Source organism: Agrobacterium tumefaciens (assembly GCF_013318015.2).
Taxonomy (GTDB): Bacteria; Pseudomonadota; Alphaproteobacteria; order Rhizobiales; family Rhizobiaceae; genus Agrobacterium; species Agrobacterium tumefaciens.
In genome coordinates this window covers 751,551-777,142 of the sequence record NZ_CP115841.1, presented here as the reverse complement: position 1 = coordinate 777,142, position 25,592 = coordinate 751,551, and the positions used below count along the sequence as shown (strand labels likewise).

Below are 25,592 nucleotides of genomic sequence, written 5' to 3'. Positions count from 1 at the left end.
AACCGGACGCCACCCCTCCTGGAAATGCTCTAGGGCGCTTCCACCCTGCTACGCATGACGATCAGCCAGCCCACCAGAAGCGCCAGAACCGCCGCATCACGCCAGATAACCGGGCCGTAACCGACCCATAGCGTTTCCGCGAATCCGACGGCAGCAGCCCCGAGCGCGCAGACGAGCGGGCTTGCATAACCGCCCGCTGCCGAAATCAGCACGACCTTCAGGCCGAACACCAGACCGGCACCGAAATCCATGGTGCCGTAATAAAACGTGGCGAGGACGCCGGCGATGGCGGCAAGCAGACCCGCTGCACAGTAGGACAGCAGGAACACCCTGCCTGCATTTACCCCGCACAGTGACGCGGCGAAAGCATCGTCCGACACCGCCTTCCAGCGTCTGCCAAAGCCGGAACGCTGGAGGTAGAAAGTGCCTGTGAGAACGAGCAGGCAGAAGACAGCCGTGTTCAGCATCTGCATCGACGTCAGGGTGACGGCGAAGCTTCCATCGGCCCAGAATCGCACCGGTTCGGACAAAAGCGGCGGCAGCCATAATTGTCGCGTGCCGGCGGCAAGTCTGGCACTTTCGGTGAGCGCGATCAGCACGCCAATGGAGGCGACCGTCACCGCATTGGGGGAGGCTTTAGCCAGGGGCCGCATCACCGCCCTGCCGATGAAAGCCGCCGCCCACAGACCGCCGAAAAGACCGGCCCCTGCCCCAAGCGCGAGTGTCGCAGGCAAGATCAGCCACAGCCGGTTCCAGCCAAAATCGGCAAACAGCAGACAGGTCTGACCGGCAAAAGCGAAGATCGCGCCATAGGTGACATCGGCCCTTTTCGTGACCGAAAAGGCGATGGCATAGCCGAACGCCAGAACCGCATAAAGCGAGGCGACCGGTACGGCATTCAGCAATTGTTGCAGGAAATAAGCCAATCCGTCCTCCCCATCGCATTATAACTGTTAAAATCCATTTTGATAGTTATAATGTCGCCATGACATTTCGCTGGACAGAACATCGTTTCGCAGGCGGCGCATTGGCCCTCGATGTCGCCAATAGCGTCATCCTGCGCGCGGACGCGGCAAAATCGGTCGACCGTTTTGCTGTGCCTGAGCAAATCGCCACTTTTGCCGAGGCGTCGACCCGACTCGGAGCGGAGCGCGACAGGTTTCCCGTCCTCATCGCGCCCGGAGCGGACAGGAGGCAGGTATTTCTCGATCTTCGCGAGGCGATCGACGATTATTTCCGCTCTTCGATGACGAGTGGCGACGATGACGACGGTCGGCTGGCCGGGCTTCTCTTCGCATGCGGCACGGCACTACGGTTGTTTCCCCTGCGAGAGAGCCTTGCCAATGCGACCGCCCATTCAGCTCTGTCGCTGCTTGCGGCGGAAACGCGGAAACGGCTGCGGATTTGCGGCAATTGCGGTTGGCTTTTCATCGACCGCAGCAAGAACAGAAGCCGCATCTGGTGCGACATGACGGTGTGTGGCAACCGCCAGAAAGCCAGCCGGCATTACCACCGCAAGAAGGAGGCGCAGGCATGAGAGGAATAACCATTCCGTTGCTGGCGATCACTACTGTGCTCGGTCTTTCCGGTTGTCAGCGGGACGAGCCGCGCGATGTCGCGAAGGTTTCCGGCCGCATGTTCGTCTTTAACTACCGTGTGGCGATTGCCACCTATCTCGTGACCTTGCAGCGCATCGCCCCCATCCGCGACGGCAGCACGCTGGAAGCGACCTTCGAAAATCCCCGCGGTGGCACCGAGCTGACGACCAGGGAGAAGATTTTCCCGGCAGATGAAAAGATCGCCGTTCAAAGTCCGCCGGTCGAATGCGTGAAGCAGGACCGCCCCTACAAGGTCACGATCCGCATCAAAGGGCCGGAAGGCGATGTACTGCAGACGATAGAGACCACCATCCGCTCCGACACAGACCAATCGCTCCTTCCCGCCAAACCGCTGACGGTAGGGCCGCTCTACACGCCCAACCCGGACGTGTTCAAAGCGGACGGCACGACGGATATGCGGCCAGTCGAGGGGTGTCCGGCGTCGTGACGATCGTCGGAGTAGACGAAGCGAAAATTGAACCTCCCCTCATTCCTGTGCTTGTCACAGGAATCTAGCCAGCCCACGTCCTTGGGCTGGACAGACTCTTTCGCCGCGCGGACGCGCGTCGGCTGGATTCCTGTGACAAGCACAGGAATGAGGGGGGCGGATGCTCGGCACAGGAAACAATCTACCTGCAAATAATACAAAAAAACGGAGCCTTTCGGCTCCGTTTCATCGAGTCTTTTCAGCGGCTTCATGCCATCGCCTGAGATGGCGATTCAAGCCGTTGATATTTTGAATCAGCCGACGATTTCGGTTTCGGCGAACCAGTAGGCGATTTCCTGTGCGGCGGTTTCAGGAGCGTCCGAACCGTGAACGGAGTTTTCGCCGATGGAAAGCGCGAAGCTCTTGCGGATGGTGCCTTCAGCAGCCTGGGCCGGGTTGGTTGCGCCCATGATTTCGCGGTTCTTGAGGATAGCGTTTTCGCCTTCCAGAACCTGAACGATGGTCGGGCCGGAGGTCATGCCTTCAACGAGTTCGCCGAAGAAGGGACGCTCTTTGTGAACGGCGTAGAAGCCTTCAGCTTCGCGCTTGCTCATCCAGACGCGCTTGGAGGCGACGATGCGCAGACCGTTGTCTTCAAATACCTTGGTGATCGCGCCAGTCAGGTTACGCTTGGTTGCGTCCGGCTTGATCATCGAAAATGTGCGTTCAATCGCCATGTGTCCGTTTCCTTTTCCTATAGAGAAAGTGGGCGGTCTTTACCCGCCCAAAGGCCCGAAAACAAGGGGGATCAACCACATTGCGACGATGGCTGCAGACATTTCACGCCGCTGTCACACTGCGGCCTCTGGCGTCGTGGAGGTCTAGGCAGCCTTCGAACCAGTCACGGACGGGGTCGTTTTCGGAAAACAGATCCGCTCCGGTGGTAATCCTTGCCCATTGCAGCGCACCGAAAACGATGTAGTCCGCAAACAGCGGCGATGAGCCACCGATGAAAGGCTGGAAGCCCAGCATGCGGCGGATCGGCGCCAGGAGCGCTGGGAAGGCCGCGATTTCCGCCTCACGGTTCGCCACCACATCCTCTAGCGTCCGGCCTAGCGCCTTCGTTCTGCTGTCGCGGAAATAAAGGCGGTCAGGCTCATCAAGCATATTGTGGATATCGAGCACGGCAATGCGGGTGATGGCCGGGTGCAGTACCGTCTGCGACCAGCTTTCAACGAAACGCGCCATCGCCTTGCCGCCTTCCCCGTTAAACAGCGACGGCCGCTCCGGATAGGCCTCATCCAGATAAAGGGCGATCTCGAAACTGTCGCTCACCAGCTGGTCGCCATCACGAAGGATCGGCACGGTCCTCGAAAAACCGTCCTCCACCGTCGGGATGACCGTGAAGGGCAAGGGACGCTCCTCGAAATCCAGCCCCTTATGCGCCAGCGAAAGCACGGTTTTCCAGCAATGGGGAGAAAACGGCCGTGCGCTATCGCTTCCGCAAAGTGAATATAAGGTTCTGGAGGTCGTCATAGGCTGCACCCTCTTCTGCTACATCGATGATGCGATATAAAAACGACCGCCGCGTGAAATCAAATCAGGATTTGTCATACTACTGATCAAAAACCGCATCCGGCGCGCAACAGTCCCCTCCACGAGAATGGGGGTCTCACGGCAATGAAAACCTCGTCAGGTTTAGCCTATTTTAAACCGTTGCTTGTAAGAATAATCGTGTTCAACAATCGGTTATCACCGGTGCATTCATAATTTATTGGTATTGGGGCTGTCAGTGACGTCAACGGCGGGCGATAAAAAACGCGAGAAGGCAAGGAACGGTCTCGTCTTTACAAAAATTGCTCAGTTCATCGACAAGATGAATATTGCACCGCTGCCGCGAAACTACGAACTGATCTACGAAATATTGTCGGGGCATAACCCGGCGATGGGACGCGATATTCTCGCCCTTGGCAACGCGCCGCAACAGCATGAAATCGATATTGTCGGCCAGAGACACAATCTGCCGGGTTTTTCGAAGATCGAGGCCGAGCAGATGGCAGCGACGGCCTTCGAGACGCTGAAGCAGATTTCCGCGCGGCTGGAAGCCGGCCTGCAACGCACCGAAACATTTATTGCCAGTCTTTCCGGGCAAGATCACTCCGAGCTGCCTGCAACGGAGCGGCTTGCGCAATTGATGGGCGATATTCACGAGGAACAAACGAGTCTCCGGCATTTCGTTTCCATGGGGCTGATGAAAATCCGCGAGGTTGAGAAAAGCCGGACCGATCTTCAGGCGAATTCCCTGCGTGATGCCTTGACGGCGCTTCCCAACCGGGCGGCTTTCCTCGAGAAGCTCGGCGACCTGTTTTCGGGCGCTCAGGGGGCATCAGCCACATCGCTTGTGCTGCTCAACATCGACCATTTCCGCGAAATCAACGGCAAATACGGCCCCACCGCCGGCAACAAGGCGCTGCGCCGGCTGGCAGCGCTTTTCCGCAAGACGATCAAGAAGGACGATTTCGTAGCCCGCATCGGCGGAAACGAGTTCGCTTTTCTGTTCGCCGACGTCTCGCAAAATACAGCTGAAGCAATTGCAGAGCGGTTGCGGCAGAACGTCGAGGCGCTGCGTTTCGTCACCAGTGAGGGCGACGGCGAGCATCTGACCGTCTCGATCGGCGTTGCGGCAGTGGACTGCACCGCGACATCAGCCGAATTTTTCAGCCATGCCGAGCTCGCCCTGCTGTCCGCACGCTGCGGCACGCGCAATTGCGTCATAGGCTACTCCCGGGACGTGGCTCAACGCAGCCGCAGCAGCTATCTGGCGCAGCTCGGCTGTTGAAGCTGCATATCTGATCTGGTGTGGCGCGCGCGCTCTTGCCTTGGCCACGCAGTTCGGCCAAAACGGCGCCATGATTACGATTACCGATCTCTCCGCCCGCATCGCCGGGCGCCTGCTTCTCGACCACGCCAGCGTGACGCTTCCGGCTGGCGTGAAGGTGGGCCTCGTTGGCCGCAACGGCGCCGGCAAATCCACTCTTTTCCGGGTCATCACCGGTGACTTTTCAGCGGAAAGCGGTTCGGTAACGATCCCGAAACTCGCGCGCATCGGCCAGGTTGCGCAGGAAGCGCCGGGAACGGAAGAATCGCTGATTTCCATCGTGCTTTCCGCCGACAAGGAGCGCAGCGCGCTGCTGGCCGAGGCGGAAACCGCAACAGACCCGCACCGGATCGCGGAAATTCAGGTGCGGTTGGTCGATATCGACGCGCATTCGGCCGAAGCCCGTGCCTCCAGCATTCTTGCCGGTCTTGGCTTCGATCACGAGGCGCAGCTTCGCCCCGCCTCTTCGTTCTCCGGCGGCTGGCGTATGCGCGTGGCGCTCGCGTCCGTGCTGTTTGCCGAACCCGACCTCCTGCTGCTCGACGAGCCGACCAACTATCTCGACCTTGAAGGCACGCTCTGGCTGGAAGACTATATCCGGCGTTATCCGCATACCGTCATCATCATCAGCCACGACCGCGATCTGCTGAACAATGCCGTCAATTCCATCGTGCATCTGGACCAGAAGAAACTGACCTTCTATCGCGGCGGATATGACCAGTTCGAGCGCCAGAAAGCCGAAGCAGACGAATTGCAGATGAAGGCGAAGGTGAAAAACGAGGCCGCGCGCAAACATCTGCAAAGCTTCATCGACCGTTTTCGCGCCAAGGCCACCAAGGCGCGCCAGGCGCAGAGCCGTATCAAGGCGCTGGAGCGCATGGGCACCGTCGCCGCCGTGATCGAGGATCACGTCCAGCCGATAACGTTCCCGGAGCCGGAAAAGCAGCCCGCCTCACCCATCGTCGCCATCAATGGCGGTGCCGTGGGTTACGAGCCGGGCAAATCCATTCTGAAGCAGCTCAATCTCCGCATCGATAATGACGACCGCATCGCGCTGCTCGGTTCCAACGGCAACGGCAAATCGACCTTTGCGAAATTCATCTCCGGTCGGCTTGCGCCGCAAGCGGGCGATCTTCGCATCGCCCCGGGCCTGAAGATCGGCTTCTTTGCGCAGCATCAGCTGGACGATCTCGTGCCGGACCAGACACCGGTCGAACACGTGCGCAAGCTGATGCCGCTGGCGTCTGAAGCGCAGGTGCGGGCGCGGGTTGCGCAGATGGGACTTGCGACGGAGAAGATGGCGACGGCGGCGAAAGACCTTTCCGGCGGTGAAAAGGCCCGGCTGCTGATGGGACTTGCGGCCTTCCATGCGCCAAATCTGCTCATCCTCGACGAACCGACCAACCATCTCGACATCGACAGTCGCCGGGCGCTTATCGAGGCGCTGAACGACTATAACGGCGCAGTCATCCTCATCTCGCACGATCGGCATCTCATCGAGGCAACTGTCGACCGCCTGTGGCTGGTGGCCGACGGCACGGTGAAGACCTTTGAAGGCGACATGGAGGAATATCGCGACCTCGTCGTATCTTCCGGAAAAAAGAAGGAAGAGAAGACAGAAGCCACCGCCGACCAGACATCGAAAGCCGACCAGCGCAAGGCCAACGCCGAAAAACGTGCCCAGCTTGCGCCGCTGAAGAAAAAGATCAATGAAATCGAATCTTTGACGGCGAAGCTTGAGAAAGTGATTCAGTCGCTCGACAAGGAACTGGCGGACCCTGCTTTGTACGAAAAGGCACCTGCCAAGGCCGCGCAGAAAGTCAAAGAGCGTGGCGAAGCCGCGAGCAAGCTTTCGGACGCCGAGGAGCAGTGGCTGATGCTTTCGAGCGAATATGAGGATGCGATGACGCAGTGATGCGTCATAAAGCTGGTGCGAAAATCTAAGCGCATTCCCTGCGAGGCTGCAGCCGCTCGAGCGGCACGGCGGGCGAATAAAGATACCCCTGACCGAAACGGATTCCCATCTGCATGAGCAGCCTGCTCTGCTCTTCCGTTCCGATACCTTCCGTCACCAGCGTGGCGCCGTAACGTTCGGCGCTTTCGAAGGCGAGCGCGATGGCCTCCCGGAACCGCGACTGTTCAAGCCGGGACGTCATCCAGTGATCGATCTTGACCTCCTCGAAGGGGAACCGCGCAAGCAGGGTGAGTGCCGCATAACCGGTGCCAAAATCATCGAGCGCCAGCCGCACGCCCGCTTCGCTCAATCTGTCGAAATTCTGCTGAACGATGTCGATGGCCGGTATCCTGCTCATCTCCGTCACTTCGATCGACAGACGGTGCGCCGGGACCCCCATCTCGTTCAAAAAGGCCACAACCCGCCCTCCGAAGCCCGCAGTGGCAAAAGACGATGCGGAAATGTTCACCGCCAAATGAAAGTCCGGGTCGAGGCCCCGCAGGTCGATGAGATCGCGGACGACGGCTTCGATCGTCGACCATTCAAACTCCACCAGCAGCCGGTGACGCTCGGCAATCTCCAGCACATAATAGGGCGAAAGCGGCTGTCCGCACGCATCCACCGCCCGTAAAAGAGCCTCCGCGCCAATCATGCGGCGATTGTGCATTTCGAATTTCGGCTGATAAAATATCGGCGGCTTGCCGGATCTGATCCAGTTGACCAGCATCTGGCGCACCCCCTCGTCCCGCGTGGCCTTATCGGCGAAGGAGAAGGGGAATATCTGCACCGGATTTTCGCTTCCTCGCAGCGCAAGACTAAGCTGCCGGAGGAAGGAAGCCACGTTCTGCCGGGAAAGCTTATCCAGATTAGCGGCACCGATTTTCAGATGCGGCACCGGTTCTGGATCCGCAGACCGTGAAAATGTACTTAACCCGTCGTGGAGACGCATTATCAGCCTTGTGCTTTCCGACTTCTCGAGCGAAATCCCCGACATGACGACTGCAAGCGTGGTATCGCCGAACATGAAGCTGCGCGGTGCATTGGAACTCGACAGCAGACCGTTGTCATCGTTGCAGATTTCCTGTGCCAGCCTCGGCCAGAAAAGATCGCCCCAATCCTCGCCCTGGCAGGCGGCGACATCGGCCATATTGACGATTTCTATGAGAAGGAGAGCGTGCGGAACGGCCGGCTCCTGCCGCATCACGACTTCGATATGGTCTTTGAGGGCGCGCCTGTTGGGCAGGCCCGTCAACGAATCCGTCCGCGCCGCAGCATCGCGTTTCCTTGCCTCTTCACGCGCCCGCGCCTCGCTGCGCAGCAACAGAAACAGACAGGCGATCATCGGCAACCCGACCAACGAGCCGAAGATGCGCCGTCCGACGTTACTGAGAAAAACGTCCTGATTTATCATGCTGAGACTGTAGGTCACGCAAACAGCGAACAACGCCGCGAAAATCCTGACCGCGAATACGCCGAAGACCTCGCGGACGCCGAGTTCAGTGAGACTGCGCCGGCGCATCCAGCCATACATTGCCATCCCGAAAGCCGAGATAATGCTCATATCCAGAAAAGCGGCCCCAAAGAGTGCCGGACCACCAAACAAAAATCGCCCTGCGGAGACGAGTGCCAGGCTTATCAAGCCGCCTTGCCAGGACCCCAACACGCCAGCCAGGAACAGCAGGTCAGAGCGGATATAGGGCTTGGAAGGCAGCTTGATGAACTCGGATACCAGTAGCGTCAGCAAGAAACCGGTAACCCCGAAGATGATGCCGTAGTAGATTTTATAACGAGCGTCATCGAGAGCGATGTTTCGCTGCAGAAGGATCAGCACCGACACCATGCCGACAAGGGCCGCAGCCTGGAGCAGCAGGAACGGCAACTCGGCGGCTGACGCGGCCGCCTGGGCGGCGATCAATTCCATCATCTCTGCATGTCCCCCGGTCATTACTATTCTTTTGCCGTGGTTCCGGCGTTTGACCTTCACAAATCCCGCGTTTACGCAGGAAAATCAGTACATATAGCCAATCGCTCCACACGACCTCTCGCTCCACCGCGGGCTGCCCTCGGCGAAATCGCCGGACAGGTGCCAACAGCAAGCGACTGACAAGACACGAGTTCGAGTACCTCCTCACCGCCGGCGTCGCACAATGCCGAGCAGGAAAATCAAGAAACGAAGCGAAGCGCCAACCAACAACCAAACGAAAAAACCATCGAGACAGTCTGCCGCACGAATTTTACGCCGACACTAAATAACTTAGTGTAGATAAGATGCGAGAATTACGCTGTATGTATTTATTTGACAATTGCCTTCGCTGAAATCCTGAAAAAATCCATATAACGATGTATTTTCAATTCTGATTATAATACATTTAATAATGAAATTTATATTGGTTTAAATATATAATATACGTTAATATTTAGGAACTTAACTTCGAGTTCGAATTTTAAAAGCATTAAGTTATGAAAATCAATACTTTTATATTTGAAACTATATTTTCACATTTCAAATATTAGGCAACATAAAATATGCATACCGATTTTTGCCATGCCGTTACGCACCGAAAAAAGACGAGACTTGCAAGGACGATCGCCTTGCTCCTTTGAGCGTTTCTGTTAAAAAACTCGTAAAGTCACACTTTATCCCACGCATCATACAAATGGGTCCCACTTCATGTCAGCCACCAAGCTTGCCATCGTCGGCGTCGGCAAAATCGTTCGCGACCAGCACCTTCCCGCCATCGCAGGCAATCCGGATTTTGAATTGATCTGCACGGCCAGCCGCCACGGTACCGTGGATGGCGTCGCTTCTTACGGCACCATCGAGACCATGCTGGAGGCCGTCGAGGATATCGAGGCCGTATCGCTCTGCATGCCGCCGCAGTACCGTTACGAGGCTGCATATGCGGCGCTGAATGCCGGCAAGCACGTTTTCCTCGAAAAGCCGCCGGGCGCAACGCTTTCGGAAGTTCAGGATCTCGTTCGCCTTGCGGATTCGAAGGGTCTTTCGCTATTTGCAAGCTGGCACTCGCGTTATGCGCCGGGCGTTGAAGCTGCAAAGGCGTTTCTCGCCTCGACAAAAATCGACAGCGTGCATGTCATCTGGAAAGAGGATGTGCGCCACTGGCACCCCAACCAGGAATGGATCTGGCAGGCGGGCGGTCTCGGTGTGTTCGATCCCGGCATCAATGCGCTGTCGATCATCACCCACATCCTGCCCCGCGCGCTGTTCCTGACCAAGGCAACGCTTGAGTTCCCGGAAAACCGCGACGCGCCCATCGCTGCCGAGCTGCATTTTTCCGACGTTACGAAAATGCCCGTGCGCGCCGAGTTCGACTGGCGCCAGACCGGCAAGCAGAGCTGGGATATCGTTGCCGAAACGGCGGCCGGGCAGATGGTGCTTTCGGAAGGCGGCGCGAAGCTCTCCATCAATGGCGAGCAGGCAGTGTCGGAACCTGAGCGGGAATATCCGGCGCTCTACGAGCGTTTTGCGGAAATCATCAAGGCCGGACGCTCTGATGTCGATCTTGCGCCATTGACTCATGTGGCCGATGCCTTCCTGCTCGGCCGCCACAAATTCGTGGATTCCTTCTACGACTGAGGAGCCGAAAGGCTTTTGGAAGCCTTCCGGAAGACAGGTGCATCAAAGGGCGCGGCTGACGAAACGGTCGCGCCCTGACTTTTTTGCCTGATACAGTGCCTCGTCAACGCTGCGCAAAAGCGTGGCGCGGTCAGCACCGGCCTGAGGGGCGATGGCGCCGCCAATGCTGAGACGCGCACCGACCGCCTGCCCGTCAACATCAAAGGGTTCACGGAAGGCTGCCAGAAGCCTGTCTGCCAGTCCGTTCATCACCTCAGACCTGCTGGGACGGGGTATGAAAATGGCAAATTCGTCGCCCCCCATGCGCACCACCGTATCTTCGCTGCGGATCGAATTGCGAATGCGGTCGGCGGCGGCGGTCAGTACCCGGTCACCCGCCGGGTGACCGAACGTGTCATTGATCGCCTTGAAACCGTCCAGATCGAGATAGAGCACGCCGAAGGCCTCGTTCTCACGCAGAGCCGCGCCAAGCTGGCCATCGACAATCGCCTCCAGCGCCTTGCGATTGTAAAAGCCGGTCAACGGATCAGTCATCACCGCATCCCGCAATTCACGCTCCGCCAGACTCATTGTGAAATTGGCCTTCTGTAGACGCAGCAGTGCGGCCGCCAGCAGCGCGAAGTGCTTCAGATTGTCAATTTCGCTTTGAGAGAATTTTCTCGGCACCGTATCGACAAGGCAAAAGGCGCCGACCACAAGACCCGGTTCCAGCTCGATCGGCGCGCCAGCATAGGAGCGCAATCCGGGACCGCCCTTCACATAGGACATGAAGCGGAAATCCGGATGCTGGGTCAGATCGGAAATGACCACGACATCCTGCCTGGCAATTACTCGGTTGCAGATCGACAGATCGCGCGGGCATTCCGAAAGTTGCATTCCCGCCTGTTCGGCAATATGGAGCCAGTCCTCGTCGACGATATGGACGGCCGCACGCGGGACGTCAAAGACGCCCTGCCCCAATCGAGACAGCACTTCCAGTTCCGGCATCTCGGCATTCTTGACGGACATGATTGACCGCACCGCGACCAGACGCTCTATTTCCCCGTCGGGCCGTGAAATCGCCTGTCCCATGATGATGTCCTTCTGCTGTTTCGTCTGTGGCAGCCGCCACCGTCCGTCACCTGTCGGCCGGATCAGACAGCTATGTCTGATTCGGCTCATAATGCGAAAACCGGCAGGCAGCGCCACATGCGAATTTTTGCCAGTCTTTTTGTGTGGGAAACTGTGATCAGGCCTTCTTCTGCCAGCGGCCTTCCGGCGACTGCTGCCAATAGGTCAGCGCATGACCTTCGGTCTTCAGCCTTTTCCAGTGGTTCCGCGCCATTTCCAGCTGGTAGGCATCATATCCGTCAAACATGAACACTATCCGCTCATAGCCCTCCACCGCCGGCGGTTCGGCACCGTCGACCAGAAAGCGGACACTCGCCTCGTTACCGTTCGCATTCGACGCCGTCAAAAGAATCGGCTGGTTTTGCGGCGCGGCAGAGGTATCCGTTGCGTGCGGCAGAAAACTGTCGTCACGAAAGGTCCACAGATGCGTGTCGAGGAAATCGCGGCGCTCCTCGTCCACCGTCTGGATCGCGACCTTCCAGCCGCGTTCCAGCGATTTTTCGAGCAAGGGCGGCAATGCATCCTCCAGCTTCGATTCCGTCAGATGGTAGAACAGGATTTCAGTCATCTGCGGACTTGCAGCTCCGGTCGCATCAATCTTCGTAATGGGCGCGAACGAGTTCGTTCAGCAGCCGCACACCGTAACCTGATCCCCAGGACTGGTTGATCTCGGTCATCGGCGAACCCATGGCGGTGCCAGCGATATCGAGATGCGCCCAAGGTGTTTCACCCACGAAACGCTTGAGGAACTGAGCGGCGGTGACAGAGCCCGCCAGACGGCCAGAGCTGTTCTTCATGTCGGCGAATTTGGAATCAATAATCTTGTCGTAATCCTTGCCCAGCGGCATGCGCCACAGCTTTTCCGCCGTAACATCGCCCGCCTGCGAAAGACGTGCAGCCAACTCGTCATCATTCGAGAAAAGGCCAGCCTGAAGATTGCCGAGTGCAACCGTGATCGCTCCCGTCAAGGTGGCGAGGTTGATCATGAATTTCGGGTTGAAACGTTCCTTGGTGTACCAGAGTGCATCGGCGAGAACCAGCCGGCCTTCGGCGTCGGTATTGATGATCTCGATGGTCTGGCCGGACATGGAGGCGACGATATCGCCGGGACGCTGGGCGTTACCATCAGGCATGTTCTCCACCAGACCGATGACGCCGATTACATTGGCTTTCGCCTTGCGGGCCGCGAGCGTGTGCATGAGGCCGGTCACGGCGGCAGCGCCACCCATGTCGCCCTTCATGTCTTCCATGTTAAGGCCGGGCTTCAGCGAGATACCGCCGGTATCGAACACGACGCCCTTGCCGACGAAGGCGATAGGCTCATCCTTCTTGGAGCCGCCGTTCCACTGCATGACCGCAAGCCGGGGCGGACGCGCCGAACCCTGCGCCACACCGAGAAGCGCGTTCATGCCAAGCTTCTTCAGCTCCTTCTCGCCGAGAATTTCGACCTCGACACCGAGCTTCTTTAACTCTTCCGCCTTTTCAGCGAACTCGACAGGACCAAGAACATTCGGCGGCAGGTTGACGAGATCACGCGCCAGGACAACGCCGCCCGCGACGGCCTCCGACACGGCAAAGGCCTTTTCCGCCTCCTGATGGACTGCCGTCACGATGACGATTTCTACTTTCTTCGGCGACTTCTCATCATCGGATTTCTTCTTGGTCTTATAGGCATCGAAGCTATAGGCACGCAGCAGCAGGCCAAGCGCAAAATCCGCAGCCGCCTGCGCACCGACATCGACGCCCGGGGCATCTAGATAGACGGCAACCTTGTCCGCCTTCCTGAAATTGGCGGCAGCGGTGCCGCCGGCACGCAACCAATCATGGGCGACAAGTTTCGCCGGCTTGCCGAGGCCAATGACGAGAAGCCGGTCGGCGCCCGAACCCTGCGGCGCAATCACGTCGAGTGTCGTCATGGACTTTGCGGAAAAGCCCGAAATCTTTGCCGCCCGTTCAAGCACGCCGCCCGGATCGGCTTCCGATGCGCCGGCAGCTGCCTGCGCCTCACCCGAGGCTTGCAGCACAACGGCAAGGGTATTTTCAAGCGAGGCGGAATTGGCGAAAGAAATATCGAATTTGGCGGACATGTTTTCCTGCTCTTCGTGGATAACTTGCGTATGCGCCCGATCATGGCCTTTTCGGCCCCCGGCGCAACCCTGCATTTTTAAAGGCTCACATTCTTTAAAGGCCGACATTCGCTAAAGGAAAGGCATTTTTGTGGAATGGCCGATCGCGTCATGAAACCGACAGCTTGTTCCACAAAAAGACACAGGCGGTGGAAAAATCATCGTGCAAAACATTTTTGTGAGCGTGCCGGAATAGCCAATTGCAAACGATGCGATTAGATAGGCGGAAATCCGGCGAGCGATCGCGCAGAAAAACAATGTCGACAAGGGCAGTATGAAGCTTCTCGAGAACTATATCCTGCGACGGACAACGCAGATGTTTCTGGTCGCGCTGCTGCCGGTGCTGGCCATCATCTGGACCATCCAGGTTCTCCAGAGAATCAACCTCGTCACCGATACCGGCCAGTCGATGGGCTCCTTCATGGCGCTGGCGACGATGATCCTGCCGACGCTGATCCCCGTCGTGTTGCCTTTCGCCCTCGTCATCGGCATCACCCAGACATTCACGGCGATGAACAACGATTCCGAGCTTGCCATCATCGATGCGGCCGGATCGTCGCGCTCTGTGATGTTTCGCCCGGTTATCATTCTGGCTGCCGTTCTAAGTGCGCTTTCCTTCACCATCACCAACTTCATCGAGCCGCCTGCCCGAAATTCGGCCAGGCAGATGGTGGCGGCTGCCTATGCCGACCTCCTCTCGTCGGTGATCGAGGAAAAGACCTTCCGCGCCGTTCAGGACGGCCTTTATGTGCAGATCGCCCAGCGTCAGGGCCGTATCCTCAAGGGCCTGTTCGTCGCCGACCGCCGCGATCCGAATTTCGATCTTATCTATTACGCCAAGGAAGGCATGATCGATGAAAGCGGCACGTCGCTGACGATGCGCGACGGCGAAGTCCAGCAGAAAACACCTGATGGCAAGGTCTCCATCGTCAAGTTCCTGTCCTATGCCTTCGACCTTTCGACCATGTCGGAAAAGCAGACTTCCGAACCGTCGCTTTCTCCGGGCGATGCGAGCCTCGGTTTCCTTCTCTCGCCAGACGAGAACAACGCGAGTTACAAGCGGTCTCCCGAAAGCTTCCGCAGTGAGTTGCACAAGCGCCTGTCGGACTGGATGTTCGCCTTCGCCTTCGCACTGATATCGCTGGTCATAGCCGCTGATGCACGCTCGCATCGTGAAGCGCGGATGCATCCGATGGTCGCTGCGCTGGTGACGGCCTTCATGCTGCGCTGGCTCGGTTTTTACGTCACCAACCAGGTCAAGCAGAGCGCGGCCTTCATTCCGCTGGTCTATGCCGTGCCGGGCCTCAGCGGCGCCGCCGCCGCCTTTATTCTCATCACGGGTCGCAAGCCGAGAATGCCGAAGATCATCGCGGATACGGCCAGCCGTCTGCGCCGTCTTTTCTCCAGCCGGCTGGCGCGAAGCTCGGGGAGCGGTAACGCATGATTTTCAGCACCCTCGCCCGGTATTTCCTCAAACGGTATCTGATCACGGCCATCTGGTTCCTGCTCGGCGTATCGGCAATTATCTATCTTGCCGATTTCAGCGAAACGGCGCGGCGCATGTCCAGCGTGCCAGGCTATTCTGTTCCAGGCGCACTTGGCCTCACCGCGCTTCGCCTGCCGCTGATCCTGCAGCAGACTATTCCCTTCATCGCGCTCTTCGTCGGCATGACGACGCTGATCTCGCTCAACCGGCGTTACGAGCTCGTCGTCACGCGTGCGGCGGGCGTCTCCGCCTGGCAATTCATCCTTCCTTTTGTCCTTGGTGCGGTCTTTCTTGGAATCCTGTCCGTCCTCGTCCTCAACCCTATCGCCGCCTGGGGGCAAAACCAGTCGCTGTCGATGGAAGCGGGCTGGCGTAACGAAGGCAGCGGCGGACGCCAGCAGGACATCATTCCCTGGATGCGCCAGTCGAGCGGCGGCCAGGATACGATCATCGGCGCCAAGAGCTTCGAAGACAACGGGACCATGCTTCTCGACGTGGTTCTGATACACCTCGACAAGGCCGGCAACATCGTCTCCCGGCAGGACGCGAAGTCGGCAAAGTTGGAAGATGGTTACTGGCTTCTTAACGGCGTCGCGGAAACCCGTGCGGGACATGTGCCAGTTCGGCAAGAGAGCACGCGGATCAGTACCAATCTGAGACGGGAATTCGTTCAGGAACGTATGACGCAGACGGAAACCGTTGCTTTCTTTGATCTTTCTCACAAGATCGAAGTTGCAAAGTCTTTTGGACTGTCGTCGAAAGCGCTTGAGACGCAGTATCATTTCCTGCTATCGACGCCCCTGCTTCTGGTTGCGATGACCTTGATCGCCGCGACAGTTTCATTAAAGTTCAGCCGCTTCGCCCAGTCGCGCTCCGTGATTCTGGGTGGAATCGTTTCCGGCTTCGTGCTTTATGTAGTAACCGTGCTCGTAAGGGCATTCGGGAGTGGTGGCGTTGTCCCTCCCACCGTCGCGGTCTGGGTTCCAGTCATCGTGGCGTTGGCTTTGGGGGCAACCATTCTGCTTCATCAGGAGGACGGCTAGTGGCGGTATATGACCGCGGGAATATCAGGCGGCTTTGGACGGCCCTTCTGACAGGTGCCGCTGTGTGCGCATATTTGGCATCCAGCCCGGTCGCTTTCGGCCAGGGTGGTTTGCTTGCGCCCGGAAGCCAAGACGATTCGAAACTCCTGCTTACGGCAAATGAACTAACTTATAATCGCGATTCCCAGCGTGTCATCGCAAAGGGTGTGGTTCGCATGCATTATTCGGGCTACCGTATGGTGGCCCAGCAAGTGGAATATAATCAGCAGACGGGCCGCGTGATTGCGCACGGCAACATCGAGCTGATCGAGCCCGGCGGCAACAAGATCTATGCCGACGAGATGGATGTCACTGACGATTTCGGTCAGGGCTTCGTCAATGCGCTGCGCGTCGAGACCCCGGACAATACCCGCATCGCGGGTGAAAGCGCCGAACGGCTCGAAGGCGACCGCATGGTCCTCAATAACGGCGTCTATACCGCCTGTTTGCCCTGCGCCGAACGGCCCGAAAAGGCGCCGCTGTGGCAGGTCAAGGCTGAACGTGTCATTCAGGACGGCAAGACCCATACGATCCGGCTGGAAAAAGCCCGCTTGCAGCTTTTCGGCCATTCGATCGCATACGTCCCGTTCCTGACGGTTCCGGACAATACGGTGAAGCGGAAGTCCGGATTCCTGTTTCCGCAGATGAGCATTACCGACAACCTCGGTTTCGGCATCGGCGTGCCCTATTTCCAGGTTCTGTCCGACACCTCGGATGTGACCGTTACCCCGACCTATTACACGACGCAGGGTCTGCTTCTGCAGGCGGAACTGCGCCAGCGTTTCGAAACCGGCATGCACACCGTGACTGTCGCCGGCATCAGCCAGCTGAAGTCCGATACATTTACTGCCGGAACCAGTGACGCCCTCAACGACAATCGCGGCATGATTGCCAGCAAGGGTAACTTCTCCATCAATCCGCGCTGGGCGTTCGGTTGGGATGCCATGGTGCAGACCGACAACAACTTTTCGCGCACCTATGGGCTGAAGGGTTACAAGAACGACGTCCAGACCAATCAGATCTATTTGGCCGGCACAGGCGAGCGGAACAGCTTCGATGCCCGCGGCTATTATTTCAACGTTCAGGATACGGACAACAACGAATCCAACGAACGCAAGCAGGCCATCGTTCATCCGGTTGTCGACTACCGTTATTTCGTACCGGATCCGATCTATGGCGGCGAACTTTCGCTGACCACCAACCTGACCAGCATCACCCGCCAGAAACAGGATGCCTACGCGCTTGGAGGCTATTCGCGGTTCAACGGGCTTGAAGGAAACTATACGCGTCTTTCCACCGAAGCCGAATGGAAGCGCACCTTCACGATGGATAGCGGCCTGCAGATCACGCCGATCCTGGCCGCCCGTGGCGATGCGCTGTGGACGGATATGTCGGCGGCAAGCTTTACATCGGGTGGCACGTCCTATGCCTATCAGGGCATGATGCAGGACGATGCGGCGTTGCGCGGCATGGTAACCGGCGGTCTGGAAGTGCGTTACCCCTGGCTGTTCACGGCGCTAAACAGCAACCATGTGATCGAGCCGATTGCGCAGATTTTCGTGCGTCCGAACGAACAATATGCCGGCCGCTTTCCCAATGAAGATGCGCAGGCTTTCGTGTTCGACGCGACCAACCTGTTCGAACGTGACAAGTTCTCCGGTTTCGACCGGATCGAAGGCGGCACGCGCGCAAACATCGGTCTGCGCTACAACGGCACGTTTGACAATGGCTACGGCATTCGCGCCATTGCCGGCCAGTCTTTCCATCTGGCGGGCGACAATTCCTTCGCCTCTTACGATCTGCTCAATGTTGGTGCCAATTCCGGTCTCGAATCCGACCGGTCGGACTACGTCGCCATGGCAGCCTTCGATGCGCCGATCGGTCTTTCGCTGTCGTCGAGCCTGCGCTTCGACAAGGACAATCTCGAGATCAACCGTTCCGAGACAGGCGTCAGCTATTCGGACCGCCGCCTCACCGGCAAGCTCAGCTATACGCAGGTCAAGGCGCAGCCGCAGTACGGCTACAATGAAGACCGCGATATCGTTCAGGCGTCCGGTACGCTGCGCATGGACGACAACTGGTCGCTGTTCGGCTCGATCAACTACGATCTGAACGGAAAATTTGCCGCCGAGCGCCGTATTGGCATTGCCTATCAGGATGAATGCACGATCTTGACGGTCAGCTACTCCGACGAGGGCAATATCAATTCCAGCCGGCAGGCCGCCAATGACTGGTCGATCAATGCCCGTCTGGCATTCCGCACGCTCGGCGATGTCAGCATCGGTTCCGCAAACGAGGACTGGGCCGATATGGATATCGGCTGGAAACCGAACAATTACTGAGTTTAAAGGCAGGCCATACAGCATCGTGGCCTGCCTTTTTGCCATCCAGCCAGTAAAAGTCACGGTTTTGCCGCAACAACGCGCCAGGGTCCGTCCGGTATAGAGCCATCGGGTTTCTTTCAACAAACCGACACATTGCCGTCTTGCAGATCGCGATGATATATACGTGGCAAATTCGCGGTGCGGATGCACAGGTGCAGATCTGAAAAGCCGGGGTAAGGAATATTCCCCATTGGCAGACAGAACAGATTGGCGGGACGGGGAAACAGACCCCCGCCCGACGAAAGGGAGAAGGATATGATGAATTTCGGAAAGACGGCTTTGCGTGGCGCTGCTTTCGCCTTTGCGATATTCGCCGTTCCCATGGCCGTTGCGCCCTTTGCCAGCCAGGCCTTCGCCGACAGCACGGTCAAGATCGTCGTCAACAAGACCCCCATCACCAATGATGATATTGCCAAGCGCGTCGCCTTTCTGAAGTTGCAGCGTCAATCCGGCAATCTCGCCGAAAAAGCGCGCGAGCAGCTGGTTGATGAGGCGCTGAAGCGCGAAGAAATCGGTCGCGTGAAAATGTCCGTCAGCACCCAAGAGGTCGATGCGGCTTTTGCGCGCTTTGCTGCCAACAACAAGATGAACCCGCAACAGCTGACGCAGATCCTCGCCAAGGCCGGCGTCGGTGCGGACCATTTCAAATCCTTCATCGCCGTGCAGATGAGCTGGCCGCGCCTTGTGAACGCCCGTTATGGTGCGCGTGGCAAGATGTCTAACCAGGACCTCGTCACCCGCCTGAGGGAACGCGGCGACAAGCCGGTAACGACGGAATATTTCCTGCAACAGGTGATCTTTGTCATTCCGGAATCGAAGCGTAATGCCATTACTGGCAAGCGCAAGGCCGAGGCTGAAGCCTCGCGCAAGCGTTATCCGGGCTGCGACCAGGCCATGACTTTCGCGGCCACCATGCGGGACGTGGCGATCAAGGATCTTGGACGGATTCTGGCGCCCGAACTGCCGGAAGAGTGGAAGCCTCTGGTGGAAAAGACCAAGGAAGGCGGCACCACAGGAACACGTGTGACCGAAAAGGGCGTCGAATATCTGGCAATCTGCAAGCAGCGTCAGGTTTCCGACGATTACGCAGCGGAAATGGTGTTCAAGTCCGAAGACCTGATGAAGGCCAAGGGTGGCGAAAACCCGAACGAGAAGAAATATATGGATGAGCTGCGCAAGAAGGCGCAGATCGTCAACACCTGATACGAGAGCCGGCCTTTCCGTGACACATGCATCCCTGCCGCTTGCCCTGACTCAGGGAGATCCAGCCGGTATCGGCCCTGATATCGCCGTTGCCGCCTGGGCCAAGCGCCGGGAGAACGGCGTGGCTCCCTTCATCTTCATCGGCGATCCCGATGTGGTGGCGAGTCGTGCGGCGCTGCTTGGCATACCGGTCAATATCGAGACCTGCGAAGCGGCGGATGCCGTCGGCGTGTTCGACCGTGCTTTTCCCGTTCTTCCTCTTCCCGTCGGTTTCGAGGTTCAGGCCGGCCAGCCGCATGTCGGAGCCGCTCATGCCACGATCAAGGCGATCGAGCTCGCCGTTGCCTTGACGGTCGAGGGCAAGGCCTCCGCCGTCGTCACCAATCCGATTGCGAAATCCGTGCTTTACGAAGCAGGCTTCGGTTTTCCCGGTCACACGGAATTTCTCGCCGATCTGGCTTTGCGCCTGACCGGCAAACAGGTGATGCCGGTGATGATGATTGCCGGACCCAAGGTCCGCGTCGTGCCGGTAACGATCCATATCCCAGTAAAAGACGTGCCTTCAGCGCTGACGGAAGAGCTGATCGTTACGACCTGCCGCATTATCGATGCTGATCTGCGGCAGAAATTCGGCATTGAAGCACCACGACTGGCGGTCGCCGGTCTCAATCCACATGCGGGCGAGGATGGGGCATTGGGCACGGAGGACCGCGATGTGGTTCACCCTGCGACCATACGGTTGAGGAAAGACGGGATCGACGCTTTCGGTCCCCTGCCCGCCGATACGATGTTCCACGATGCCGCCCGCAGGCGCTATGATGTCGCCGTCTGCATGTATCACGATCAGGCCCTTATCCCGGCCAAGGCGCTTGGCTTTGACGATTCCGTCAATGTCACGCTCGGCCTGCCCTTCATCCGGACCTCGCCCGACCACGGCACCGCCTTCGGCATCGCCGGCCAGGGCATTGCCAGCGAAACGAGCCTTGTCGCAGCGCTGAAGATGGCGGCGGAGATTTCTCTTCGCAGCCGGGTCGGCGCATAATGGCCGCGATTGACGGATTGCCGCCGCTACGCGATGTCATTCAGCGCCATGGGCTAGACGCTAAGAAGTCGCTCGGGCAGAACTTCCTGTTCGATCTCAACCTCACCCAGAAGATCGCCCGAACCGCTGGGCCGCTTGACGGCGTGACGGTCATCGAGGTTGGCCCAGGGCCTGGTGGCCTCACCCGCGCCATTCTATCGCTCGGTGCCAAAAAGGTTATCGCCATTGAGCGGGACAGCCGCTGCCTGCCGGCACTTGCGGAGATCGAAGCGCATTATCCCGGACGTCTTGATGTCATCGAGGGTGATGCGCTGAAGACCGATTTCGAGGCTTTGGTTCCCGCTGGCGAACCGGTGCGGATCATTGCCAACCTGCCTTACAATGTCGGCACGCAATTGCTGGTCAACTGGCTGCTGCCGAAAGAATGGCCGCCTTTCTGGCTCTCCATGACGCTGATGTTCCAGAAGGAAGTCGGCCAGCGCATCGTGGCAGAAGAAGGCGACAACCATTACGGCCGCCTTGGCGTTCTCGCCGGCTGGCGCACGGTTTCGGAAATGGCCTTCGACGTCCCGCCGCAGGCCTTCAGCCCACCGCCTAAGGTTACCTCGACGGTCGTGCATCTGCTGCCAAAGGAAAAGCCGCTGCCCTGCGATGTCGCGAAGCTCGAAAAGGTAACAGAAGCCGCCTTCGGCCAACGCCGCAAGATGCTGCGCCAGAGCGTGAAAAGCCTTGGCGGTGAAGTTCTGCTGGAAAAGGCAGGCATTGACGCGACACGACGGGCTGAAACGCTGTCGGTCGAGGAATTTGTGACGCTGGCGAACTGCCTCTAATTGAAGGCGACGTTTCGGCACTTCTAACGCGGGTGACAGAATTAGAGGACAAGCGCGTGGAGAGTGCCGGTTTTCACTACAAGCTCCACATGCCCGTCGGATCGCCTGATTGCGCGGTCGTGTTGCTACACGGTTCGGGAAGAACGGAGGAAGATCTCGCTTCGTTTGGCCGCGCCGTTTTTCCCAACGGCATTCTGTATGCTCCGAGAGGCATTGTGCGATGGGAAAATGGCTTTGCGTTTTTTCGCAGAAAGCCCGACAGACAACTCGATATCGACGACCTGAAACATCAAGCCGCCGGACTTTGCCGGTTTATCGAATTCGTATATCAGCAGACGGGGCAAAGACCCTTTCTCGCGGGATATTCAAACGGTGCGATCATCGCGGCTGAAACAATCTGCCAGAATCGTCATCTGTCGAGGGGTGCCATTCTGCTTCGGCCACTATCCCCCCGCAATAACGAGCATTTTCCGAAGCTCACCGGATATCCTGCGCTCCTGCTTGCAGGTGCACATGATGAGCGGCGGCATCGCGATGATGCGCCCCATTTGGCCGATCAATTTTCGATTGCGGGCGCGGATGTGGTACTGGAGACACTCGACACAGGCCACGGCTGGGCAACAGACGCGGCAGACGAGCGCCTGTCCCGGCAATGGCTACGTCAGCATTAGAGATAACACGCCGCTTTAACTGCCAAATCAGAGCTGCGGTTCTTCCGCAAGCAGTCCGCGCACGAAATCGAACATGCCGTGGCGGCGGTCGCGGCGCACACGTTCGGCCTTGACTATCGCTTCTACGGCCTCGAAGGCCGCCTGCAGGTCGTCGTTGAGGATGACGTAGTCGTAATCGCGCCAGTGCTCGATCTCGGCGCGGGAATTGAGAAGCCGGGTCTGGATCACCGCTTCGGTGTCTTCGGCGCGGCGGTGCAGGCGCGATTGCAGCTCGGTCATGGTTGGCGGCAGGATGAAGATCGACACGACGTCGGCCTTCATCTTGTCCTGAAGCTGTTCGGCGCCCTGCCAGTCGATGTCGAACAGCATGTCGCGTCCGGCCGCCATCGCGACTTCCACCGGCTCGCGCGGCGTGCCGTAGAAATTGCCATGAACCTCGGCCCATTCCAGAAGCTCATCGCTGTCACGCAGGCGCTCGAAGTCGCGCTTGGAGATGAAGTGGTAGTGGATGCCTTCAATCTCGCTCTGGCGGCGCGGGCGCGTCGTCACGCTGACGGACAGGCTAATGTTCTTGTCCTTGTCGAGCAGGTTGCGCGCTATCGTGGATTTACCAGCGCCCGATGGCGATGAAATCACCAGCATCAGCCCTCTGCGGGCAATCGTAACAGGGGAATTGTTCACCGGAACCATGGGTCTACTCCAGATTTTGGACCTGCTCGCGGAACTGGTCGATAACCACTTTCAGCTCTATGCCTGCTGCGGTTACCGCACTGGCGTTCGATTTGGAACAGATTGTATTCGACTCGCGGTTAAATTCCTGTGCAAGAAAATCGAGCTTGCGGCCAACTGGCCCGCCATGAGCCAAAAGTTCGCGCGATGCCTGGACATGTGCGTGTAGCCGGTCGACCTCTTCGCGCAGATCCGCCTTGGTAGCGATCAGTGCGGCCTCGGCGTGCAGACGGTCGCGATCGAGCCCGTGCATGCCATCGCCAATCAGGGCAATCTGCTGGGCAAGCCTTGCAGCGATCTGTTCCGGCTGGCGGGAAGGATCGTTTTCGATGAGGTTCACGAGTTGCTCGATCCTGTCAATCTGCCCGGACAGGATGGCAAACAGGGACGCCCCTTCCCGCTCGCGCATGTCCTTCAGCTTCTCGACGGCGGCGGCAAAGCCCGCAAGCACGTCGGCGTTGCGCGCGGCCTGCGCCTCGGCATCATCTTCCGCCTCGCGAAAATCGACGAGCCCGCGCAGCGACAGCAGCGTATCGAAGCTCAGCGGCTTGTCGTCGACGACGTCGCCCAATTCTTTCTTGAGAGCGAGAACTGCGGCAAGAGCATCGCGGTTGATCACCGCCTCCAGCCGATTTTCCGCAATCGCCAGCGTCAATCCCGCCTGAATATTGCCACGGGAAAGATGCTGTGCCGCGATTTCCCGCAGGCCCGTTTCCAGCGCTTCCAGACCGTTTGGCAGGCGCAGGCGCACATCGAGCCCCTTGCCGTTCACCGAGCGCAATTCCCACGCCCAGCGGTAACGGCCGGAGGTTCCTTCGCTGCGCGCGAACCCGGTCATCGATTGCAATGTCATATTCAGAAAGCCCCCATCATGCCGTGCAAAAAACCGGGCCTTGCGATGACAAGGCCCGGTCAGAACTATCAGTTATTGGCCGGTTTTTCCGCCTCGGTGCCGCCGGGCTGACCATCCACGACAACATCGGGATTGGCGCCGGAAGCCGCTTTTTCGGCCTCGATCTTGCGCCAGCGGCGCACATTGGCGTTATGTTCGTCCAGCGTCTTCGCAAACACATGGCCGCCGGTGCCATCGGCAACAAAGTAGATGTCATCGGTGCGCCACGGGTTGGCAACCGCCTCGAGTGCGGCCCGGCCCGGATTGGCGATGGGAGACGGTGGCAGGCCCTTGATGACATAGGTATTGAAGGGCGTCTGCTTTTGCAGGTCCGACTGGTAGATCGGACGGTCGGACGGTTTGCCATCGCCGCCGAAGAGACCGTAGATGATCGTCGGGTCGGATTGCAGGCGCATGCCCTTCTTCAGCCGGTTGTAGAACACCGAAGCGACATGGGCGCGCTCGTCGTCCTTGCCGGTTTCCTTTTCCACGATCGAGGCGAGCGTCACGAATTCCTCGACCGTCTTGATCGGCAGGTCTGGGTCACGACGTTCCCAGATCATGTCGATCAGCTTCTCCTGCGCCGCACTCATCTGGTTGATGATTTCCTCACGCTTCGTACCACGGGTAAAGCGATAGGTATCGGGGCGAAGGCTGCCTTCCGGCGGCAGGGTGGCGGGCAATTCGCCATCCAGCACCTCGTCGGCGGCAAGCCGCGCGAACATCTGCTTGACGGTCAGACCTTCCGGCAATGATACGGAATAAAGGATCGATTTGCCCGACTCCAAGAGCATCATGATATCCTTCATCGATGCGCCGGCCTTGATTTCGTATTCGCCCGCCTTCAGCGTCTGGTCCTTTTGCAGGTAGCTGCCCGTCATCAGGCGGAAGACACGGGCATTGGATACGACGTCATTGCGCTCGAGATTATTGGCGATCTCGATGAGGCCTGCGCCGTTGCGAACCGTGAAATGTGTGTTCGTCTGAAGCGGACCGGGCTCCTGGAACGCATTGATCATGTAATAGAAGGCTGCGACAGCAAGCACACAGACGGCAACCGCAAGCGTCATCAGAAAATTCAGGAAGATCACCAGCTGGCCATGGGCCTTGCGGGAGCGCTTCGGTGGAGCCGGCACTTTTTCCGGCCGAAGCGCTTCGGTTGGGGATTTCGGGATGATCGGGCCGCGATTGCCCTCACCCGCGCCGTCTCGTCCGTATGGTCCCTGGCTGTTCTGGTTCGTGTCGCTCACCGTCGGTCCTTTTCAGTTCGGCGTTGTCAGCGCTTTTTGCGCAGGTAATGCGGCAAAAACAGGTTCGGAATGCCTTCCTGCACCACATAGAGACATCGTGAAGACCTCATTGTCCTCCTTCACGAATCGTCGTTTCCGGCAAAGCCGGTCAAGGAAAGCCATCTGCGGCGGGAAATTCACCCGCAGCAGGAAATCATTCCGAAACCGGCAAACCGTCTTCCGTAAACGACTACAATATCGGCGCGAAAATCGAAATGGCTTTCGCAAGCCGCAATGCGTTCTTCAAACAAGAGCGCTCTCAGGCACCCGGCGGGAGGGAGCCGCACCGCTTT

At 58.4% G+C, this 25,592-nt stretch carries 22 protein-coding genes; 12 read left to right on the top strand and 10 right to left on the bottom strand.

Annotation, left to right across the window (positions count from 1 at the left end; genetic code table 11):
- Positions 1-29 precede the first annotated feature (29 nt).
- Positions 30-926 (bottom strand): branched-chain amino acid ABC transporter permease, encoded by an 897-nt coding sequence (locus G6L97_RS03890; protein WP_003512428.1) that lies wholly within the window; start codon positions 924-926, stop codon positions 30-32.
- 59 nt (positions 927-985) lie between these two features.
- On the opposite strand from G6L97_RS03890, the gene G6L97_RS03885 reads away from it, so the two are divergent.
- The gene (locus G6L97_RS03885) at positions 986-1,537 is read left to right on the top strand and encodes a CGNR zinc finger domain-containing protein (protein WP_065704776.1); all 552 of its coding nucleotides are present in this window, start codon (positions 986-988) and stop codon (positions 1,535-1,537) included.
- Entirely contained in the window at positions 1,534-2,046 is a 513-nt protein-coding gene (locus G6L97_RS03880) for a hypothetical protein (protein ID WP_065704779.1), read from the top strand. The genes G6L97_RS03885 and G6L97_RS03880 overlap by 4 nt, the downstream gene beginning before the upstream one ends.
- Before the next feature lie 293 nt (positions 2,047-2,339).
- Here G6L97_RS03880 and ndk read toward each other — a convergent pair whose 3' ends face one another.
- Both ndk and G6L97_RS03870 read right to left on the bottom strand, forming a co-directional pair.
- Positions 2,340-2,762 (bottom strand): nucleoside-diphosphate kinase, encoded by a 423-nt coding sequence (gene ndk / locus G6L97_RS03875; RefSeq protein ID WP_003502118.1) that lies wholly within the window; start codon positions 2,760-2,762, stop codon positions 2,340-2,342.
- Between the two features lie 103 nt (positions 2,763-2,865).
- Positions 2,866-3,561, bottom strand: a complete 696-nt coding sequence (locus G6L97_RS03870) for a glutathione S-transferase family protein (protein WP_038490568.1) — start codon at positions 3,559-3,561, stop codon at positions 2,866-2,868.
- Positions 3,562-3,817: 256 nt separating this feature from the next.
- On the opposite strand from G6L97_RS03870, the gene G6L97_RS03865 reads away from it, so the two are divergent.
- Together G6L97_RS03865 and G6L97_RS03860 are read left to right on the top strand one after the other, a co-directional pair.
- Positions 3,818-4,864, top strand: coding sequence for a GGDEF domain-containing protein (locus G6L97_RS03865; RefSeq protein WP_162686628.1), 1,047 nt, complete (start codon positions 3,818-3,820; stop codon positions 4,862-4,864).
- A 70-nt stretch (positions 4,865-4,934) separates the two neighbouring features.
- A complete protein-coding gene (locus G6L97_RS03860) occupies positions 4,935-6,818 on the top strand; it encodes an ABC-F family ATP-binding cassette domain-containing protein (RefSeq protein ID WP_111783171.1) in 1,884 nt (627 codons plus the stop codon).
- Positions 6,819-6,843: 25 nt separating this feature from the next.
- Here the strand turns inward: G6L97_RS03860 and G6L97_RS03855 are convergent, their stop codons facing one another.
- A complete protein-coding gene (locus tag G6L97_RS03855) occupies positions 6,844-8,781 on the bottom strand; it encodes an EAL domain-containing protein (RefSeq protein ID WP_111783325.1) in 1,938 nt (645 codons plus the stop codon).
- Between the two features lie 747 nt (positions 8,782-9,528).
- On the opposite strand from G6L97_RS03855, the gene G6L97_RS03850 reads away from it, so the two are divergent.
- Positions 9,529-10,455 (top strand): Gfo/Idh/MocA family protein, encoded by a 927-nt coding sequence (locus G6L97_RS03850; RefSeq protein WP_111783172.1) that lies wholly within the window; start codon positions 9,529-9,531, stop codon positions 10,453-10,455.
- 42 nt (positions 10,456-10,497) lie between these two features.
- Here G6L97_RS03850 and G6L97_RS03845 read toward each other — a convergent pair whose 3' ends face one another.
- From G6L97_RS03845 to G6L97_RS03835, 3 genes are all read right to left on the bottom strand, one after another.
- Positions 10,498-11,526, bottom strand: a complete 1,029-nt coding sequence (locus G6L97_RS03845; RefSeq protein ID WP_003512406.1) for a sensor domain-containing diguanylate cyclase — start codon at positions 11,524-11,526, stop codon at positions 10,498-10,500.
- Between the two features lie 157 nt (positions 11,527-11,683).
- Positions 11,684-12,133, bottom strand: a complete 450-nt coding sequence (locus G6L97_RS03840; RefSeq protein ID WP_013635847.1) for a DNA polymerase III subunit chi — start codon at positions 12,131-12,133, stop codon at positions 11,684-11,686.
- A 25-nt stretch (positions 12,134-12,158) separates the two neighbouring features.
- Positions 12,159-13,652 carry a leucyl aminopeptidase gene (locus G6L97_RS03835; protein WP_111783173.1) on the bottom strand — a complete coding sequence of 498 codons (1,494 nt, stop codon included), beginning with the start codon at positions 13,650-13,652 and terminating at the stop codon, positions 12,159-12,161.
- 313 nt (positions 13,653-13,965) lie between these two features.
- Between G6L97_RS03835 and G6L97_RS03830 the strand changes: the two genes are divergently transcribed.
- From G6L97_RS03830 to G6L97_RS03800, 7 genes are all read left to right on the top strand, one after another.
- Complete coding sequence (locus G6L97_RS03830) at positions 13,966-15,135, top strand: LptF/LptG family permease (protein WP_003512402.1); 1,170 nt, start codon at positions 13,966-13,968, stop codon at positions 15,133-15,135.
- Entirely contained in the window at positions 15,132-16,220 is a 1,089-nt protein-coding gene (gene lptG, locus G6L97_RS03825; RefSeq protein ID WP_003512400.1) for an LPS export ABC transporter permease LptG, read from the top strand. Before G6L97_RS03830 ends, lptG begins: the two co-directional genes overlap by 4 nt.
- The gene (locus tag G6L97_RS03820) at positions 16,220-18,601 is read left to right on the top strand and encodes an LPS-assembly protein LptD (RefSeq protein ID WP_111783174.1); all 2,382 of its coding nucleotides are present in this window, start codon (positions 16,220-16,222) and stop codon (positions 18,599-18,601) included. The genes lptG and G6L97_RS03820 overlap by 1 nt, the downstream gene beginning before the upstream one ends.
- A gap of 297 nt (positions 18,602-18,898) precedes the next feature.
- Positions 18,899-19,846 carry a SurA N-terminal domain-containing protein gene (locus G6L97_RS03815; protein ID WP_065661158.1) on the top strand — a complete coding sequence of 316 codons (948 nt, stop codon included), beginning with the start codon at positions 18,899-18,901 and terminating at the stop codon, positions 19,844-19,846.
- 19 nt (positions 19,847-19,865) lie between these two features.
- Positions 19,866-20,888 carry a 4-hydroxythreonine-4-phosphate dehydrogenase PdxA gene (gene pdxA, locus G6L97_RS03810; protein ID WP_111783175.1) on the top strand — a complete coding sequence of 341 codons (1,023 nt, stop codon included), beginning with the start codon at positions 19,866-19,868 and terminating at the stop codon, positions 20,886-20,888.
- Positions 20,888-21,718 (top strand): 16S rRNA (adenine(1518)-N(6)/adenine(1519)-N(6))-dimethyltransferase RsmA, encoded by an 831-nt coding sequence (gene rsmA, locus G6L97_RS03805; RefSeq protein ID WP_111783176.1) that lies wholly within the window; start codon positions 20,888-20,890, stop codon positions 21,716-21,718. Before pdxA ends, rsmA begins: the two co-directional genes overlap by 1 nt.
- A gap of 56 nt (positions 21,719-21,774) precedes the next feature.
- The gene (locus tag G6L97_RS03800) at positions 21,775-22,389 is read left to right on the top strand and encodes an alpha/beta hydrolase (RefSeq protein ID WP_111783177.1); all 615 of its coding nucleotides are present in this window, start codon (positions 21,775-21,777) and stop codon (positions 22,387-22,389) included.
- Between the two features lie 27 nt (positions 22,390-22,416).
- Here the strand turns inward: G6L97_RS03800 and gmk are convergent, their stop codons facing one another.
- From gmk to mltG, 3 genes are all read right to left on the bottom strand, one after another.
- Positions 22,417-23,079, bottom strand: coding sequence for a guanylate kinase (gene gmk, locus G6L97_RS03795; RefSeq protein ID WP_003512388.1), 663 nt, complete (start codon positions 23,077-23,079; stop codon positions 22,417-22,419).
- A 4-nt stretch (positions 23,080-23,083) separates the two neighbouring features.
- The gene (locus G6L97_RS03790) at positions 23,084-23,971 is read right to left on the bottom strand and encodes a YicC/YloC family endoribonuclease (protein ID WP_065688184.1); all 888 of its coding nucleotides are present in this window, start codon (positions 23,969-23,971) and stop codon (positions 23,084-23,086) included.
- Between the two features lie 68 nt (positions 23,972-24,039).
- Positions 24,040-25,260: an endolytic transglycosylase MltG gene (gene mltG, locus G6L97_RS03785; protein WP_003512383.1), complete on the bottom strand. Its 1,221-nt coding sequence runs from the start codon at positions 25,258-25,260 to the stop codon at positions 24,040-24,042.
- Positions 25,261-25,592: the final 332 nt, after the last annotated feature.